This window comes from Haloferax sp. Atlit-4N (genome assembly GCF_003383025.1).
In the GTDB taxonomy this organism is placed as follows: Archaea; Halobacteriota; Halobacteria; order Halobacteriales; family Haloferacaceae; genus Haloferax; species Haloferax gibbonsii.
Genome location: NZ_PSYY01000001.1, coordinates 1173697 through 1189775, shown reverse-complemented (window position 1 = coordinate 1189775; position 16079 = coordinate 1173697). Strand labels below are relative to the sequence as shown.

General features: G+C 65.4%; 17 protein-coding genes and 2 tRNA genes. 10 read left to right on the top strand and 9 right to left on the bottom strand.

What is annotated here, in order from left to right; translation table 11 throughout:
- Positions 1-20 precede the first annotated feature (20 nt).
- Positions 21-1532 (bottom strand): hypothetical protein, encoded by a 1512-nt coding sequence (locus C5C07_RS06210; protein WP_115804744.1) that lies wholly within the window; start codon positions 1530-1532, stop codon positions 21-23.
- Between the two features lie 157 nt (positions 1533-1689).
- Here C5C07_RS06210 and C5C07_RS06205 point away from each other — a divergent pair, with 157 nt between their 5' ends.
- Positions 1690-2430, top strand: coding sequence for an HNH endonuclease (locus C5C07_RS06205; protein WP_115804743.1), 741 nt, complete (start codon positions 1690-1692; stop codon positions 2428-2430).
- Positions 2431-2919: 489 nt separating this feature from the next.
- On the opposite strand, the gene C5C07_RS06200 is transcribed toward C5C07_RS06205, so the two are convergent.
- The 3 genes from C5C07_RS06200 to C5C07_RS06190 all read right to left on the bottom strand — a co-directional run bounded on the left by C5C07_RS06200 (position 2920) and on the right by C5C07_RS06190 (position 4801).
- Positions 2920-2991: transfer RNA gene (locus tag C5C07_RS06200), tRNA-Ala, on the bottom strand.
- Positions 2992-3091: 100 nt separating this feature from the next.
- A complete protein-coding gene (locus C5C07_RS22205; protein ID WP_115804742.1) occupies positions 3092-3346 on the bottom strand; it encodes a VRR-NUC domain-containing protein in 255 nt (84 codons plus the stop codon).
- A gap of 174 nt (positions 3347-3520) precedes the next feature.
- Positions 3521-4801, bottom strand: coding sequence for an RNA-guided endonuclease TnpB family protein (locus C5C07_RS06190; RefSeq protein WP_115804741.1), 1281 nt, complete (start codon positions 4799-4801; stop codon positions 3521-3523).
- A gap of 264 nt (positions 4802-5065) precedes the next feature.
- Between C5C07_RS06190 and C5C07_RS06185 the strand changes: the two genes are divergently transcribed.
- Complete coding sequence (locus C5C07_RS06185) at positions 5066-5278, top strand: hypothetical protein (protein ID WP_004977436.1); 213 nt, start codon at positions 5066-5068, stop codon at positions 5276-5278.
- A gap of 552 nt (positions 5279-5830) precedes the next feature.
- On the opposite strand, the gene C5C07_RS06180 is transcribed toward C5C07_RS06185, so the two are convergent.
- Positions 5831-5902 (bottom strand) — tRNA-Ala (locus C5C07_RS06180).
- Between the two features lie 244 nt (positions 5903-6146).
- Between C5C07_RS06180 and C5C07_RS06175 the strand changes: the two genes are divergently transcribed.
- The 4 genes from C5C07_RS06175 to C5C07_RS06160 are packed head-to-tail and all read left to right on the top strand — an operon-like array spanning position 6147 to position 8625.
- A complete protein-coding gene (locus C5C07_RS06175; RefSeq protein ID WP_004977438.1) occupies positions 6147-6614 on the top strand; it encodes a 30S ribosomal protein S15 in 468 nt (155 codons plus the stop codon).
- Positions 6615-6618: 4 nt separating this feature from the next.
- On the top strand, positions 6619-7734 hold the full coding sequence (locus C5C07_RS06170; RefSeq protein ID WP_115804740.1) for an exonuclease: 1116 nt from the start codon (positions 6619-6621) through the stop codon (positions 7732-7734).
- Positions 7731-7973: a KEOPS complex subunit Pcc1 gene (locus C5C07_RS06165; RefSeq protein ID WP_004977441.1), complete on the top strand. Its 243-nt coding sequence runs from the start codon at positions 7731-7733 to the stop codon at positions 7971-7973. The genes C5C07_RS06170 and C5C07_RS06165 overlap by 4 nt, the downstream gene beginning before the upstream one ends.
- Positions 7966-8625: a 30S ribosomal protein S3ae gene (locus C5C07_RS06160; RefSeq protein WP_004977443.1), complete on the top strand. Its 660-nt coding sequence runs from the start codon at positions 7966-7968 to the stop codon at positions 8623-8625. The genes C5C07_RS06165 and C5C07_RS06160 overlap by 8 nt, the downstream gene beginning before the upstream one ends.
- Before the next feature lie 114 nt (positions 8626-8739).
- Here C5C07_RS06160 and C5C07_RS06155 read toward each other — a convergent pair whose 3' ends face one another.
- Positions 8740-9186, bottom strand: a complete 447-nt coding sequence (locus C5C07_RS06155) for a plastocyanin/azurin family copper-binding protein (RefSeq protein ID WP_050458909.1) — start codon at positions 9184-9186, stop codon at positions 8740-8742.
- 165 nt (positions 9187-9351) lie between these two features.
- Between C5C07_RS06155 and C5C07_RS06150 the strand changes: the two genes are divergently transcribed.
- A complete protein-coding gene (locus C5C07_RS06150; RefSeq protein ID WP_008092815.1) occupies positions 9352-10023 on the top strand; it encodes a protein sorting system archaetidylserine synthase in 672 nt (223 codons plus the stop codon).
- Positions 10024-10051: 28 nt separating this feature from the next.
- Here the strand turns inward: C5C07_RS06150 and C5C07_RS06145 are convergent, their stop codons facing one another.
- Complete coding sequence (locus tag C5C07_RS06145; RefSeq protein WP_004977446.1) at positions 10052-10327, bottom strand: hypothetical protein; 276 nt, start codon at positions 10325-10327, stop codon at positions 10052-10054.
- A gap of 111 nt (positions 10328-10438) precedes the next feature.
- Here C5C07_RS06145 and C5C07_RS06140 point away from each other — a divergent pair, with 111 nt between their 5' ends.
- Entirely contained in the window at positions 10439-10762 is a 324-nt protein-coding gene (locus C5C07_RS06140; protein ID WP_115804739.1) for a DNA-binding protein, read from the top strand.
- A 3-nt stretch (positions 10763-10765) separates the two neighbouring features.
- Here C5C07_RS06140 and C5C07_RS06135 read toward each other — a convergent pair whose 3' ends face one another.
- Complete coding sequence (locus tag C5C07_RS06135) at positions 10766-11908, bottom strand: acyl-CoA dehydrogenase (protein WP_115804738.1); 1143 nt, start codon at positions 11906-11908, stop codon at positions 10766-10768.
- Positions 11909-12025: 117 nt separating this feature from the next.
- On the opposite strand from C5C07_RS06135, the gene C5C07_RS06130 reads away from it, so the two are divergent.
- Positions 12026-13102, top strand: coding sequence for a phytoene/squalene synthase family protein (locus C5C07_RS06130; protein ID WP_050458907.1), 1077 nt, complete (start codon positions 12026-12028; stop codon positions 13100-13102).
- Between the two features lie 222 nt (positions 13103-13324).
- Positions 13325-14173 carry a heme-copper oxidase subunit III gene (locus C5C07_RS06125; protein WP_004977455.1) on the top strand — a complete coding sequence of 283 codons (849 nt, stop codon included), beginning with the start codon at positions 13325-13327 and terminating at the stop codon, positions 14171-14173.
- Positions 14174-14412: 239 nt separating this feature from the next.
- Here C5C07_RS06125 and C5C07_RS06120 read toward each other — a convergent pair whose 3' ends face one another.
- A complete protein-coding gene (locus C5C07_RS06120) occupies positions 14413-16071 on the bottom strand; it encodes a TrkA family potassium uptake protein (protein ID WP_115804737.1) in 1659 nt (552 codons plus the stop codon).
- Positions 16072-16079: the final 8 nt, after the last annotated feature.

Genomic DNA, 16079 nt, shown 5'->3' with positions numbered 1-16079 from the left:
CCACGGCCGGCTCCGGTCGCTCACTCGACGTCGACTTCGACCTCGTTTTCGGTGACGTGCAGGAAGGTGATGAACTGGCCGCCCTCGGCCTGGTCGTAGACGAGTTCGCCGCGCGAGCCTGCCTCGTCGACGCTCTGGCTGTTGCCCGGACCGTCCGTGACGGTCAGTTCGAACTGCGGCGCGGCCAGCGAGAAGTAGTGGTTGACGACGAAGTCCATCCGAGCGGTGTCGCCGTCGGCCTTCGAGAACGTCTGGCCGCCGTCGGCGTCGTGCTCGTCGAAGGTGACGCTGTCGTAGGCCTCGCCGTCGACGATTTCGGGGGCGAACTGCCACTTGTTCTGGTTGCCGAAGCCCTTGTCCGACTGGATGTCGCCGTAGGTCATCGTCTCCGAACTCGTGAAGTCGACGGTGAGTTCGGGGGTGCTGGTCGTGCAGTCGATGCTCACCGCGTCGCTCGTGTCCGGGTCGAGGTCGGTCGCCTGCCAACCGTGGTACCTGCCGTCCTCGGTGGCGTAGTAGAGCGTCAGGTCGAACGTGCCGTCGTAACTCCCGCTCTTGCACTTGTCGTCCGCCTGCACGTGGAGTTCGAGGTCCTTCTGGTCGCCGTCGTAGTACATCCCCCACTCCATGTTCTGGAGGTGCTGGTCGTTCGAGAGCGTGAGCGAGAACGCCGAGACGTTGTGGTTCGCGGCCATCCCGCGCACGTCGACCGACGTGCCCTCGTTCGGCATCTGGAACTCGCCGACGAGCCCGAGCGTCTCCAGTTCCACGCTCGCGGTCTGATTGGTGTCGTCGACCGTCACGGTGCCCTCACTCCGCGACTCGAAGAACGAGGCCCAACCGCGGTAGTGGTCGCTGTGGACCGTCACGACGACCGTCCCGTTGCTGACGGGGTTGTCGAAGGTGGCCGGTATCGTGTCGTAGCTCGCGGTGTCGTTGGGGTAGACGCGCCGAGCGCGCTCGGTCGCCGAGACCCTCGCGGACACGTCGCCCGACGCGGACCCGTCGCCGGCGACCCGAACGACCGGAAGCGTCAGCGTCGCGCCGCGGTAGTGGAACTCCGGCGGCGAGACCATCGTCGTCCCGCCGTCCTGCGTGCGCCAGACGCCGCCTCCTTCGTAGGCGATTCGGGCGTCGCCGTCGCGGTACTCGACGCTCCCGAGCGACTCGTTGTAGAGCTCTTGGTCGTCGCCGGCGTCCGTGTAGTTCTTGTGCGTGACGCGTATCCAGCCGGTGTCGTCGTCGACGACGTAGGTGCCGCCGCCGGTCCCGCCGAGGTCGACGAACTGCGTCTCTCCCTCGCCGAGCGCGGAGATGGCGACCCGCGAGTCGAACAGCGTCATCGAGTGCTCGGCGCGCGTCAGTTGGGACTCCTGTTTCGTCTCCTCGAGGGCGACCCCGCCGAGCGCGACGACGGCGGTCGTTCCGGCGACCGTAATCGCCAACAGGAGAACGACCGCAATCGGCGAGGTCTGCGCCGTCCGGTCTCTGACGACGCGATAGACCAGTGGAACACGGGGACGACCGCTCATTACCTGACTGAAGGCGACGCGGGGTGAAAACCTCGCGGGGTACCTGACAGTCTGGTAAGTGGAACCGTTCGCTGGGGCTGACCTGCGCCGCGTCGACCGGTTCCGTGTCAAGGAAAACGAATTTCACCGGGATACGAGACAGACAGACGAGTGACCGATGTCGGAGGACGCCGAGACGACAACCGGGCGGACGACGCGAAGGCGGAGAACCATCGACCGCGAGCGGATATTTCGCCGCGACGACTACACGTGTCAGAACTGCGGGCGCGAGTACGACGAGGGCTCGCACATCTTGGAGGTCGCCCATCAGCGCCCGGCGCGGGATTTCGAGAACCCCGACGATGCCGACGCCCCCGAGAACCTCGTCACGCTGTGTCCGAACTGCCACCGGCGGTTCGACATGGGCGAACTCGGCGACAGAATCGCGTCGAGCCTCCAGCGCGACTTCCGCGAGCGGGCGAAAGCGAGAAACCACGCGAGCACGGTCGAGGCGTTCGCGGGCGACGCCATCGAGATAACGAAACTGAACGTCCTCATCGCGAGCGTCTTCGGGACGGGCGTCACGGTGCTCCTCCAAGCGGACGTCGTGACGGACGTCTCCGCGTTGGTGAACTTCGGCGTCGGGTTCGGCGGACTCGCGTGGGTGCTATCCACGGGGTTCACCCTCTTGGCGTATCATTCGTGTCGCACCTCGGGAGCGAGTTCCAGCGCCATCGAGGAGGTCCTGGAGGGCGGCGACGACGACGAACTCCCCGAGGAGACGACGAAGATATACTACCGAAACGCCAGGCGGATCGGCATCGCAATCGGCCTGACGCTCAGCTGCGTCCTCCTGCTCATCGCGGGAATCGCCCTCGCGGCGACGGGTGATGGTGGGCTCGCGGCGCTCGTCGAGTAGATAGCGTGTATTGACCGATAGAGCACCCACAGGCGAGTCCCGATTGGTTCATCACCCGGTTCAATTGCCGGACTCACCGGGAGTCCCGCGAGCAGAACGAGACGGCACTGCCGTCTCGCATGACATGCGGGCGACTCGCGGGTCGCCCGCAGACGGAGCGAGTGGGACGTCGGCGAGTCCACGAACGACTGAAGGGAACGAAGTGACCGAAAGGAAGTGAGTGGACTCACCGGGATTTGAACTCACTCGCAACGCTCCGCGTTGCTCGCTGCTCAAATCCCGTCTCGAACAGACATCAATACAGTCGATACACGCCGCTCGCTACGCTCGCCGGTGGTATCGACAGAAGTTGATGGGCTCGCCGGGATTTGAACCCGAAGGAAGACGTGCTCGCTCACACGGTTCGCTGCGCGCGACTTCCAGGGCTTCAAATCCACGCGCTCGCTGCAGCGAGCGCTCTGCTCGCCATTTCTTCACTCCGTTCAGAAATGGACTCGCCGGGATTTGAACCCGGGGCCTCTCCCATGCCAAGGGAGTGATCTACCCCTGATCTACGAGCCCTCAAACGCAATCATTCATTCCCCGGTCGAATAAATAAGGGCTTCGAATCGTTCGACTGCTGTGGGGTGCGGACACAGATCGCATTCCGTCGGGGCCTTGCCTACGCGGGCCGAACTTCACAAACGTACACATCCGTGAACAGGTTTCGGAACGTCCCCATCCAATGCTCTTGGGTGTCCTGAAACTGGTCTGTGTGTGCTTTGACTTCCACGAGAACCGGGCCGCCGAACAGCTGTTGGTCGATACCAACGAGGTCTGGTGCGCCGGAGAACCCGAGTGCCTCACGCAAGCGCTCGAGGGGTTCGGTTCGGTCGAATATTTCGGTGAGAACCGTTTCAGACGTGTCGGTCCGCATCGGTCCGGCGATTTCGCGGAGGCCCCGTTCAATCGCGTCCGCGAATCTGACACGTGAAAATCGACCGTGTTCGTCCAGATTGTCGGTCTCCCACGCCGGCTCCGTATTGCATCGTTTGACATCCTCCCCGCGCTGAAGCGCGAGGATTCCCGACCGCCGTTGGGATATTGTGGTTTACGACGTGACCTGTTCTTGAGGTGCGAACGCACCAGTGTCCTTGTCAAACAACAACGTCGATGGCTGTGCCAACCAGCCGTTACTCCTATTCACCGACAAACTCGGTGAACTCGGAGATACTTTCTGCCGAATGTTCTCAGCACCGTTCACATCTGCATTCGCCACCGTACCGCACTCGTCACAGACGTACAACCCACGCTCCACGCGATTCACCTTACGCTTCCGACCACAACACGAACACGACTTCGACGTATCACGCTCAGACACCCGCTCAACCGCGATGCCCTCCATCTCGGCCTTGTATTCCAGCATTGAGGTGAACCGGTCGAACGCCCACGAATGCAGGTCGAGATTGCCGTGCTTGCCCCAATTCTTCGACTCACCGTTCCCCTCGTCCTCACGGATTCCCGAGAGGTCACCCACCACAATCGTTCCAACTTCTTCGTCCACACACCGTTGGACGATGTGTTTCGAAAGGGCGTGGAAGTAATAGGTGCGACGAGCCGACTTCTTCTGGTTCAACCGCGTCGCTTGGTCGGAGTCGGAGTCGCCACATCGAGCGATGCGCTTGCTGAAGTAGTAGTCGTCCTGCTTCAGACAGTTGAGCGGATACAGTTCGCTGTGGCCGTCTTCGTAGGCGAGTGCGGCAAAGTTGTTGATTCCGAGGTCAACACCTACGGTTTTCTCACCGGGCGCTTCGCTCACTTTACCTTCGACTTTGCAGACGAACTGTAGTTCCCACTCGGTTCCTGTCCAAACTGCTCGAACCTGTTGAACGCTCTCTACGGTGGAGAGGTCAACGTCAGGTCTTGTCTTGTATTCACAGAGGATGAAGTCCGACCAATACTCCTTGAGGTTCGAACCTTTCGAGAGTCGGACCCTCCCGTACTTGGTGTCGAGTTTGAAACCGGCGGCTTTGAACGTCACCGTGCTTCGGGGGTGTTCGTTGCCGTGTTTACGGTACTTCGGCGGGTTAGCCCGTGTCTCTCCGTTGCGTCGTTTGCCGTACCAGCCGGTGAACGCCTCAGCGAGTTCTTGCAGGACTCGCTGACTTGACTGCGAATGTAGGTCATCATAGCGTTCGTGCGACTTGAGGTACGAGGTGAGTTCGTTGTGACCGGGAATGTGGCCTATCTCCGACCACACGCGGTCGCAAACCCACCGTCCGACGTTCCAGAGTTTCGACGCTGAGAACCCGAGCGAATCGAGGTCGTCAGACACCTGTTGCTGGTTCCTGATGGAAGCAGTGTAGGTGCGGGTGACGACCTGTTTCGCCATACGTAACCTATGTCGAGAATATTACTTGAAGGTATGGATTACGCAGCGTGGAATATCCTGCCGTGCAATCAAGCGGTGGGTGTGTCGTTGATTGTCGGATTCATCCCCGCCCTAAAGGACGGGGCTTTCTCCTCGATTCTTCGTAACCGCTGTCGGCGTTATCCCGTATTGGCTTGTTGGAACGGCCGAGACGCGTTCCGAACGTTTCTCCGCTCCCGGCAACGAACCGACTCGTTTTTTCCGTCGCTGACGGAACGATTCGGTATGACTGACGACGACGCTCCCGAAGTCCCGGTCGTGTGCGAGGCCTGCGACACGACCACGCGCGTTTCGCTCTCCGAGGTCGCGGACGCCATCGAGCGACACAACGAACAGGTCCACGACGGGGACGACATCGCGCAGGTCGACCCCGAAATCGTCAAGCACGTGACCGACCTCGCGGCGAAGGACATGAGCGTGTTCGAAGACGAGGCGTGAGCCGCGGGAGGCGCTGGCGCGCCGCATCGGCTCTTTTCAGCCGCGGTAGCTCGGATACCGATTGCCGGACTTGTGGGACACCCGTAGCGGGGCAAACAGCTGACCCGGAATCCACCAGTTGTTCGAGTGCGAGTCCACGAACGACTGACGGAACGAAGTGACCGAAAGGAAGTGAGTGGACTCGCCGGGACTGAGCAAACCGGAGGTTTGCGAAGGTCGTGAACGGAGTTCACGGGATTTGAACTCACTCGCAACGCTCCGCGTTGCTCGCTGCTCAAATCCCGTCTCGAACAGACATCAATACAGTCGATACACGCGCGGCTCGCTGCGCTCGCCGGGAGTCCCGCGAGCAGAGCGAGTGGGACGTCGGCGAGTCCACGAACGACTGACGGAGCGAAGCGACGGAAGAAAGTGAGTGGACTCGCCGGGATTTGAACCCGAAGGAAGACGTGCTCGCTCACACGGTTCGCTGCGCGCGACTTCCAGGGCTTCAAACCCACGCGCTCGCTGCAGCGAGCGCTCTGCTCGCCATTTCTTCACTCCGTTCAGAAATGGACTCGCCGGGATTTGAACCCGGGGCCTCTCCCATGCCAAGGGAGTGATCTACCCCTGATCTACGAGCCCGCATCCTCCGATAGCCGTCGCCCGTTTAGAAGCCCTTCGATTCCGACCGAGGCGAGTTGAGGCCGAGTCGAATCCGAGTCGAAACGGTTTAACCCGGCGCGCGTGGACAACCCGATGGGAATCCAGCACGGCCGCAAATCTGACTCGCCCGGTTCGGGCTTGGGATTGCGGTAGTGCCCCAGCAGTCGGTGAGACGACTGCGGGGTACTCGTTTCTGCGGTCAGTGCGGTTCCAACCCGCAACAATGGCACGAATGCACACCCGCCGCCGTGGCTCGTCCAGCTCGGACAAGCCGGTGGCAGACGAAGCACCGGAGTGGAGCGACGTCGACGCGGCTGACATCGAAGCCCGCGTCGTCGAACTTGCAGAACAGGGCAAGGACCCGAGCCAGATCGGCCTGTCCCTGCGCGACGAAGGCGTCAAGGGCGTTCCCGTCCCGGACGTCAAGCTCGCCACGGGCAAGAAGGTCACCACCATCCTCGAGGAGAACGACGCCGCAGGCGACCTCCCCGAGGACCTCCGTAACCTCATGGAGCGCGCCGTCCGTCTCCGCGAGCACATGGAGGAGAACCAGCAGGACAAGTCCAACCGTCGCGCCCTGCAGAACACGGAATCGAAGATTCGTCGCCTCGTCTCGTACTACCGCGGCGACAAGCTCGACGACGACTTCACCTACAGCTACGACGTCGCTGTCGAACTCCTCGAAGAATAACTGAATGTCCGTGAGCCCCGCCGAACAGACACCCGCCGCCGACGCCGCCGCGACGCTCCGCGAGGCGACGTTCGTTCGCCTCCGCGTCAGCGCGAGCGGTGCCGCCGTCGCGGCCGCCGGTGTCATCGGCCGGGCGCTCAGGACACTCGACGTCCCCTTCCGCATCCGCGCGACCGACGCCCCGGACACTGTCGCAAACGACGACGTTGTGGCAGTCGTGGGCCTGTCGAACGCCGATGCGGACCTCGAACTCGACCCGACCGACGCCGTCTCTATCGTCCGCGAACTCGGGGTCGACCCCGACCCGGCGGTCGCGCTGGCCGGCTTCCACACCGCCGGCGTAGCCCCGGACGACGACCTCGCGGACGCCGCGGCCGACGCGGGCGTCGAAGCCGGACCCGGCGTGGCCGTCCCGACGGGCGACCTCGCAGACGGGCTGGCGCACTCGACGCTCGTCCACGCGTCGTTTTCGGCCGACAGGGAGCGCGCGCAGGCGACGCTCGCCGAACTGTCGCTCCCGGCCGAACTCGACGCGGACGCCCGCAGACGCGTCGCCTCCCTCGTCGCCATCGACGCGACGACCGGCGAGGCGACCGCCCGAGCGGCGACCGCCGTCGAGCGCGTCTTGCGCTCGGAGGCGACCCCGAACGGGCCGTTCGAAACCGTCGGCGGCTTCGCCGACGTGCTCGACGCGACCGTCCGGGAGTCGCCCGGAACCGCCGTCGCGCTGGCGCTCGGACACGGCGTTCGAGACGCGGCGCTCGACGCGTGGCGCGACCACGCGCAGGCGACCCACGGCGCGCTTCGCGAGGCGACGACGGGACGCTACGAGAGCCTCTACGCGCTCTCCTGTGACCTGTCGTCGCCGGGGCGACTCGCCACGGTGGCGAGGCTCGCCCGCGACTTCCGCTCGCCCGAGCCGACCGTTCTCGCGGTCGGCGTCGGTGCCGCGGCCCTCGTCTCGACCGGCCCCGCCGGACTGGACGAGGACCTCGCCGCGGCCGCGGACGAACTGCCGGACGCGTCCGCGACCGGGTCGCCGTCGGAGGCGACGATGACGTTCGACTCCGCGGCGGAGCCGAGCGACGTCGTCGCGGCCGTCAGGGAGGTGCGCCGATGACGCGGCGCTCGACCCTGCGGACGACCCACGACGACCCCGGTATCGTCGCCGGCGCGCTCGAACCGGACAACACGGAGTCGATGCGCACCCGAGTCGAGGGGGACGAACTCATCACCACAATCGAACGCGATTCGACCGGTGGCCTGCACGCCACGGTCGATGACTACGTCGTCAACGTGACGGTCGCCGAGACCGTCATCGAAGCCACACGAACGCACACAGACACTAACCATGAGTGAACGATCCGTCTCCAAGCAGAAGCGCGGAAAGCGATGGTACACCGTCATCGCTCCCGAGAATTTCGACCGTAAGGAACTCGGTTCGACCTTCGCGGACGAACCCGAGAAGATCAACGGTCGCACCGTCGAGTCCACCCTCGGCGAACTCAACGACGACCAGGGCGCGAACAACGTCAAGCTCACGTTCAAGATTACCGACGTGGGCAGCGACGCCGCCTACACCGAGTTCATCCAGCAGGAGCTCACCCGAGACTACCTCCGTAGCCTCGTCCGCCGCGGCGCGTCCAAAATCGAGGCCAACGTCACGGCTATCACCAAGGACGACTACCGCGTCCAGGTCCAGCCTGTCGCCTTCACCACGAAGAAGGCCGACCGCAGCCAGGAACACGAGATTCGTCGCATCATGACGAAGCTCACCCGCGAGGCCATCACGGGCCACACCTACGACGCGCTCACCGAGAGCGTCGTCGAAGGTCGCCTCTCGTCGGCCATCTACGGCGACGCGAAGGTCATCTACCCCCTGCGCCGCGTCGAGGTCAAGAAGTTCTCCCTCGAAGCCCGCCCCGAAGAGGTCGAGGCCGAAGAGGAAGCCGCCGTCAGCGTCGACGAGGACGACGTCGCAGTCGACGTCGACGAAGAGACCGAAGCGTAAGCCCGTCTCGCCGACGGCCCGACTTCGAATTTCGACTTTTTCGCGATAGCGCGCGGAGCGAGAGCCACGCCGCTCTCGGCCGTTGAATCCCGGGCGCGACGGTACGCGCCGAGTTTACTCCTCGACGACGATGGTGCCGACCATGCCGGCTTGCTCGTGGGGGATACAGAGGTACTCGTACTCGCCGGGCACGTCGAAGGTGTACGTGTAGGTCTCGCCGCTCCCGATGAGCCCGCCGAGCGAGTTAGAGTAGGCGTCGCGGGCGGCCTGCTCGGTCTCGTAGTTCCCGCTGGCGAAGAACGCGGCGTCCTCGGGAAGCGTGCCCTCGTAGGCGGTAACGGTGTGGCCGCGCGAACTCGTGTTCCGCCAGACGACCTCGTCGCCGACCTCGACGGTCAGCGTCGGCGGGTCGAACGCGACCGCGGTCATTCCGATGTCGAAGTCGTCGCCCGAAGCCATCAAGGTCGCACAGCCCGCGAGGCCGGTCGTCGCGGCCGCTCCGGCCGCCGCGAGGAACTGACGCCGCGTCCGACCGCCGTCCGAGGACCCGTGGTCTCGCATAGTCGCCTCTCGGGACGCGACCGATAAATGTCGCATGGTTCGCTCGCCGAACCGCCGAATCGACCGGGACCGGCCGGAACGCCGCCGGTTCGAGGTCGGTGCGCGGAGCCGCCCACCGACGGACGGAACGTAAGAGGGAAAGGGAAGGTACGCAATCGCATCGGTATGAGACCCCGATTCGTCGGTCGGTTGGGGCCCGCCGACGTGGTCACCGCCGGGAACGCGGCGCTCGGATTCGTCGCGGCGGTGCTGACCGCGGTCGACGTGCGCCTCGCGGCCAAGGCCATCCTGCTCGCCGCGATGGCCGACGGCCTCGACGGCGTGGTCGCCCGGCGCTACGGGGGAACCGACGCGGGCCCGTACCTCGATTCCCTCGCGGACGTGGCCTCCTTCGGCGTCGCCCCCGCCCTGCTCGTCGTCACCGTCGTCCGCGAGATGTGGGGCTTCGACCGGATTCGGGTCGTCGCCGGCGTCGCCGTCGCCGCACTGTTCGTCGCGGCCGCGGTCGTCAGACTGGCGCTCTACACCGCCTACGACAGCGGCTCCGACGAGACGGTCGGCGTGCCGACGACGCTCGCCGCGACGATTCTGTCGGCGGGCGTCCTCGTCGGCTTCGTCGAGCCGATGTTACTCGTCGTCCTCTCGGCGGTTATGGCCGCGCTCATGCTCTCGGACGTGACCTACCCGGACCTCCACGCGCAGGACGCGCTCGTCATGGGCGTGGTGCAGGGCCTCGCCATCGTCTGCTCGGGGACGCTCGGGCAGGGCTTTTCGTTCGGCTTGCTGTTCTTGGCGCTCGGCTACCTGTTTTTGGGGCCGCGCTTCTACTGGGGCTAATCGGCGCGACGAGAGCCGCGCGCCAGAGTCACATCCCCATGTCGGCCGCGTCGTCCGGGACCGGCAGGTCGTGCGGCGAGACGCCGAGGAGCTCCGCGGCGTGGTCCAAGGCCATGTCGAAGCCGTAGTAGCGTTCGAGTTCGTCGCCGTCGGCGGTCGGGCGGACTTTTAGCATGGCGTAGCCGTCGATGTTCTGGGCCACGGCGGCGGTTCGACCGTCGCGGTCGAATTCGAGGACGCGCTCAGAGTCGGTGACGTAGTACCGCGCGGTGACGCCGTTCGCTTCTTTGGTTGCGTCGGTCATGCGAGGCGCTAGGGAGTAGGGACTGTCTAAACTACCGGTTCCGGCGGGCGAGTCGTCGCGGCGGGCCGGCGGAACGAAAGTGACGTGTGTGTCTCCGCCGAGGGGTGAGCTATGTGGTTTCAGAGCGGCCGCCGGCGCGACCTTTGTGCCATCCTCTACGACGCGGGCGAACTCCGCGGACAGAAGCTGAAGACCCGACTGGAACGCTACTACGACCTCCGAATCGACCCCCAAGCGTTCTACGGGACGCTCGACGCGCTCGTCGAGGGGGACCACCTCGAACGGCGAACCGAGGGAATCTACGACGTGTACGGCCTCACCGACGCGGGCGCAGACCGGGTCGAATCGTACCACGCGTGGCTCGCGGAGCGGGTCGAAAACGGAGAGCGCCGGGTGGCCGACACAGCCGACGCGGACGAATCGGTCGTCGACTGACGGCTACTTCTGGAGCCAGTCGCCGATGGTGTTGCGGAGAATCTCGCTCGTCCCCTCGTAAATCTCGTTGAGCTTCGCGTCGCGGTAGTAGCGCTCGGCGGCGAAGTCCTTGGTGTAGCCGTAGCCGCCGTGAATCTGGATGCCCTCGTTCGCCACCTCGCGGCTGATTTCGCTGGCGTAGAGCTTCGCTTGCGCGGCCTCCTTGATGAACGTCTCGTCGCGTATCTTCAGGTCCGCGGCCTTGTGCATGAGGAGCTTCGCGGCCTGGACCTTCGTGTCCATGTCGGCCAGTTTGTGCTTGATGGCCTGGAAGTCGCCGATGGGCTGGTCGAACTGCTCGCGCTCGCCGGCGTACTTCACGGCGTCGTCGAGGGCGGCGCGGGCGATACCGATAGAGCGCGCCGCGATGGTGATGCGGCCGCCGTTGAGCGTCTTCAGCGCCTGCACGAAGCCGTCGCCCTCGTCACCGAGGAGCCGGTCCTCGGGGATGCGCATGTCGTCGAAGCGGAGTTCGGCGGTCGGACAGCCCTTGTCGCCGAGTTTGTGCTCCGTGCCCTCGACGACGAAGCCATCGTCCTCCTCGGGGCGGACGACGAACGACGAGATACCCTTGTTGCCCGCGTCGGGGTCGGTCTTGGCGAAGACGACGACGGTGTCCGCGACCGAGCCGTTCGAAATCCAGAGCTTGCCGCCGTCGACGACGTACTCGTCGCCGTCCTTGACCGCCGTGGTCTCCATGGCCGGCACGTCGCTGCCCGCGCCGGGTTCGGAGAGCGCGAACGCGCCGATGTCGGTGCCCTCGTTGACCGGCGTCAGGTAGGTCTGCTTCTGGTCCTCGTTCCCGAACTCGTAGAGCATGTTGCCGGCGAGGCTCGTGTGGGCGGCGACGATGGTGCCGAGGCCGCCGGAGCCGCGGGAAATCTCCTCGAGACCGATGGCGTAGGAGTGATAGTCGAGGCCGGCACCGCCGTACTCCTCGGGGAAGGGCATGCCCATCAAGCCGAGTTGGCCCATCTCGCGCACGAGGTCGGCAGGGAACTCGTCGGTCTCGTCTATCTCCGCCGCGCGAGGTTTGACCTCCTCGTCGACGAACTCCGAGACCATGTCCTTGATTTGCTTCTGCTCCGCAGTGAGCGCGAAGTCCATACGTGAGTCTGTCATCGACTATGCTTATGATTTTCTCCTGCGCCGTCTCGGCCGTTTGAGCGTGGACTCCCCCACGAGACTTTTTATCCCCCCTTCCGTAATACCGGTACGCTTCGAATGTCTCGACACGCCGATGCCCGGCCACCGGCAACTGATGACGACCTCGATTGGTGTCACGATGCAGTTCAGGGGGTCTCTCGTACCTTCGCCCTCACGGTCGACGTCCTCGACGAACCGATGGCGTCGCACATCTGTATCGGATATCTCCTCTGTCGAATCGCCGACACCGTGGAGGATTCGTCTTCAATCGCGCCCGACGAGCAGGCACACCTCCTTCGACTCTACGACCGCGCGCTCGACCCCGACGACGACACCACCGTCGACGAGTTCGTGAGCGCAGTACAGCCGCACCTCCCCCCGGAGGGCGAACAGTCCGACGACTGGATGGTCGTCGCCAACACCGCTCGGGTCTTCCGGACGTTCGAGGCGCTTCCGGAGGACGTGCGGGAGGCGGTCACGCCGCCGGTCCGCGAACTCGTCTCGGGCATGGCGATGTTCGTCGAACGCTACTCCCAGACCGGCGGGCTCCGCATCCAGTCCCGCGAGGAGTTAGAGGAGTACTGCTACTACGCCGCCGGCACCGTCGGCAACCTCATCACGAACCTCGTGACCCGCGGCAACGTCGACAGCGAGCGCCGCTCGCGGCTCTACGACACCGCCGAGGAGTTCGGCCTGCTCCTCCAGCTCGTGAACATCGCGAAGGACGTTCACGACGACTACACGGCGGAGAACAACGTCTACCTCCCCGCCGACTGGCTCGACGACGCGGGCGTCCCCCAAGAGGAGGTCGTCGCCCCCGAGCACAACGACCGGGCGGCCTCGGTGGTCAAGCGGACCGCCGACCACGCCAAGTCGTTCCTCGACGACGCCCAGACCTACCTGGAGACGGTGCCGCTCCGCGAGGGCAACACGCTCGCCGCGTGGGCGATTCCGTTCCTGCTCGCGGTCGGCACGCTCCGCGAACTCGTCGCCAACCCCGAACACGCGGTGACGGGTGAGGGGGTCAAAATCTCCCGCCAAGAGGTGTTCGCCGTCGTCTCCGAGATGAACGGCGCGAGCGCCGAGTCGCTCGCCGAGATGCGCGAAATCATCTCGCGCCAGCCGTTCCACCGAGCGACGACGAACGCCGACTGAACGACGCAGAGGCGCTGTCGGTCGGGCCCGGTTCTGTCTCGCTTCTCTTCTCGCGTCGCTTCGCGCCGAGCGCCGCCGAACGCGCCGGCAGCTTCGGGTCTCGCGAGCGCCGTGTTTCGCACCCGCGGCGGTCGCCGTCGGAACCGCGGTCCGAGACCCATGCGGTCCCGTGACGAACGCAGTTTGGGAGGATTTTTAGTAACCCAAGCATAACGGGCGTCTATGAGTACCGAAGAAGCACACGACGACCACGGCCATCACCTGCCGGCGGTTCAGGACTGGCCGCGCGGCTTCGGCGAGGCGAGCTGGTGGCCGTTCGTCACCGCCGTCGGGGGCGCGGGCATCTACGCCGGTGCCGGGCTGTACGTCATGGCACAGGACGGAATCGTCGGCCAGACGGCGGGCCCCGCCGTGTTCATCGGCAGTATCTTCCTCTTCCTGGCCGGACTCTACGGCTGGTTGTACCACGCGTTCGTGAGCCACTTCTGGTCGCGCGACGCGAGCCAGAAGAGCGCATCGAAGCTCCGTTGGGGCATGATTGCCTTCCTCGGCTCCGAACTCGGGACGTTCGGCGCGCTGTTCGCGTACTACTTCTTCATCCGCGCGGGAACGTGGCCACCGCAAGAGCTACCGCATCTCACCGGGTCACTGGTGTTGGCTAACACCGCCATCCTCATCGTGTCCAGTTTCACGCTCCACTGGGCGCACGTCGCCATCCGCGAGGAGAACCACCGTAACTTCATCCTCGGCCTCGCCGTCACGCTCCTGCTCGGCGTGATATTCATCGGCGGGCAGGTCTACGAGTACTACGAGTTCATCGTCCACTCGAACTTCTCCATCACCGACGGCATCTTCGGGTCGGCGTTCTACGGCCTCACCGGCCTGCACGGCCTCCACGTCAGCCTCGGCGCGGTGCTTCTCGGTATCGTCTTCGTCCGCGCGCTCCGCGGACAGTACTCCGCCGAGCGTCACGTCTCCGTCAGCACGGCCTCGATGTACTGGCACTTCGTGGACGTCGTCTGGATATTCCTCGTCGTCGTCCTCTACGTCGGCGCGGAAGTCGGCGCGTAACCCCCGTCGCCGCGACGCGACGGCGACCGATTCTTTTTTAATCTACTCCTCCGAGAGCCACGGACGCCGGCACGTCCTGTCGAGGGATGGTAACGGGCGTCCACTGCCATGGGTTGTTCGGACCACGTCCTCGGACGCGACGTGGACGTGTCGGACGTCTCGACCGCCGAGCGGCGGGTCCGGTACACCGACCGAGAGCCACGCCCACGTCCGCGACCGTAACCCTCGCCCGCGACCGCTCACCCGAACTGTTCGTTGAACCGGTAGATGTCCTCGTCCACGCCGGCGACGATGAGGTCGTCGTCGGCCTCGACTCGGAACTCCGGGCCGATTTCGGTGACGAGCGCGCCGTTTCGCTCGACGGCGATGACGGTGCAGTTCGTCCGAGCGCGAACGTCGGCCCCGGTGAGCGTCCGTCCCACGAGGCTGGGCGCGTGGGTCCGGACGATTTCTATCTGCGACTGGGGCGCGATGACCTCCTCGTCGAGGACCGTCGAGGCGAGCATCCGGCCGGCGACCGTCGACAGCGCGAGGACGTAGTCCGCGCCGGCGCGGTAGAGTTTGGCGATGCTCTCGGTCTCGTTGGCGCGGGCGATGACCTCCGTCTCCTCGGAGACGCGCTCGGAGACGAGCGTGGCGAACACCGCCGTCGTGTCGTTGTCGAGCGCGAGAAGGACGCCGCGAGCCTCGGTGACGTTCGCCTCCGAGAGCGTCTGCGGGTCGGTGATGTCGCCGACGAGGTCGACGCCGGGTTTGTCCCGCTTGTCGACGACGAGGTGCGGGACGCCGGCACTCGCCAGCGTCTCGGCCGCGGTCGAGCCGACCTCGCCGTACCCGGCGACGATGACGGTCCCGCGGCGAAACCGCCGCGCCGACGACAGCGTCAGCGCGCGGAGCTCTTCGAGCTGCTTCTCGCGGCCGACGACGAGCAGGATGGTGTGCTCGTCGATGACGGCGTCCGGGGCGGGCGGGGAGACGAACTCGCCGGTGAACCACGCGCCGATGACGTTGACCCCGGTGACTCCGCCGATGCCGCTCTCGGCGATGGTCCGCCCCTCGACGGGGCTCCCGCGCTGGACGAGCAGCTCCGCGACCTCGAAGTCCTCGCCGATTTCGATGGCGTCGCCGAGTTCCGAGGAGATGGACGTGGTCGCCTTGCCGGCGAGGCTCTCGCCGAGCAGTCGGCGCGGGGAGACGACCCGGTCGGCTCCGGCGTAGCGGTGGTAGTCGGCGACCTCGGGGTCCTCGATGAGGCTGACGACGCGGGCGTCGGGAGCGGCCTGCTTGGCGGCGAGGATGATGCTCGCGTTCGTCTCGTCGTCGTCGTCGGCGACGATGGCGAGCGCCTCGGCCGCGTTCGCGGCTTCGAGCGACTCGATGGCCTCGGGGTCGCCGTGGACGACCTCGTAGCCCTCGCCGTACAGTTCCTCGGCGCGGTCGCGGTCGGCTTCGAGAATCACGTAGGGCACGTCCATCGAGTCGAGTTCGTCCACGAGGGCGTCGCCGCGGGGGGTGAACGTACAGATGACGACGTGGTCCGTGCGCGTCGAGGTCGTCGGCGGCGCGGTCCGCAGGGCGTCTTCGACGAGCGGGACGAGAAACAGCGGGAGCGTGAGGAAGACGGTCGTGACGCCCGTGAGTTGCATCAGAATCGACAGCATGAGCAGCGGCGGGTGGTCGACCCAAAACCGGGTCTGTTCGCCGTAGCCCGTCGTCGTGAACGTCTCGACGACGACGTGGACCGCCTGCAGGAAGGTGATATCTTCCCCGGCGAAAAAGCCCGCCGCCCACTGGTAGGCGATGGAGAACGCGAGCATCAACAGCCCGGCTCCCGCGAGATAGCGACCGAGTCGCCGCTTCGCCTTCGACAACCCGGGGCCGTCGCCCGAAATAGACATAGTCGGGC

Coding starts and splice junctions, on each gene's coding strand:
- C5C07_RS22205 (WP_115804742.1), bottom strand. CDS start 3,346: ATGCGGACCGACACGTCTGAAACGGTTCTCACCGAAATATTCGACCGA.
- C5C07_RS06145 (WP_004977446.1), bottom strand. CDS start 10,327: ATGACCGACGCAACCAAAGAAGCGAACGGCGTCACCGCGCGGTACTAC.
- C5C07_RS06130 (WP_050458907.1), top strand. CDS start 12,026: ATGTCTCGACACGCCGATGCCCGGCCACCGGCAACTGATGACGACCTC.
- C5C07_RS06175 (WP_004977438.1), top strand. CDS start 6,147: ATGGCACGAATGCACACCCGCCGCCGTGGCTCGTCCAGCTCGGACAAG.
- C5C07_RS06135 (WP_115804738.1), bottom strand. CDS start 11,908: ATGGACTTCGCGCTCACTGCGGAGCAGAAGCAAATCAAGGACATGGTC.
- C5C07_RS06205 (WP_115804743.1), top strand. CDS start 1,690: ATGTCGGAGGACGCCGAGACGACAACCGGGCGGACGACGCGAAGGCGG.
- C5C07_RS06140 (WP_115804739.1), top strand. CDS start 10,439: ATGTGGTTTCAGAGCGGCCGCCGGCGCGACCTTTGTGCCATCCTCTAC.
- C5C07_RS06125 (WP_004977455.1), top strand. CDS start 13,325: ATGAGTACCGAAGAAGCACACGACGACCACGGCCATCACCTGCCGGCG.
- C5C07_RS06165 (WP_004977441.1), top strand. CDS start 7,731: ATGACGCGGCGCTCGACCCTGCGGACGACCCACGACGACCCCGGTATC.
- C5C07_RS06120 (WP_115804737.1), bottom strand. CDS start 16,071: ATGTCTATTTCGGGCGACGGCCCCGGGTTGTCGAAGGCGAAGCGGCGA.
- C5C07_RS06170 (WP_115804740.1), top strand. CDS start 6,619: ATGTCCGTGAGCCCCGCCGAACAGACACCCGCCGCCGACGCCGCCGCG.
- C5C07_RS06155 (WP_050458909.1), bottom strand. CDS start 9,186: ATGCGAGACCACGGGTCCTCGGACGGCGGTCGGACGCGGCGTCAGTTC.
- C5C07_RS06190 (WP_115804741.1), bottom strand. CDS start 4,801: ATGGCGAAACAGGTCGTCACCCGCACCTACACTGCTTCCATCAGGAAC.
- C5C07_RS06160 (WP_004977443.1), top strand. CDS start 7,966: ATGAGTGAACGATCCGTCTCCAAGCAGAAGCGCGGAAAGCGATGGTAC.
- C5C07_RS06210 (WP_115804744.1), bottom strand. CDS start 1,532: ATGAGCGGTCGTCCCCGTGTTCCACTGGTCTATCGCGTCGTCAGAGAC.
- C5C07_RS06185 (WP_004977436.1), top strand. CDS start 5,066: ATGACTGACGACGACGCTCCCGAAGTCCCGGTCGTGTGCGAGGCCTGC.
- C5C07_RS06150 (WP_008092815.1), top strand. CDS start 9,352: ATGAGACCCCGATTCGTCGGTCGGTTGGGGCCCGCCGACGTGGTCACC.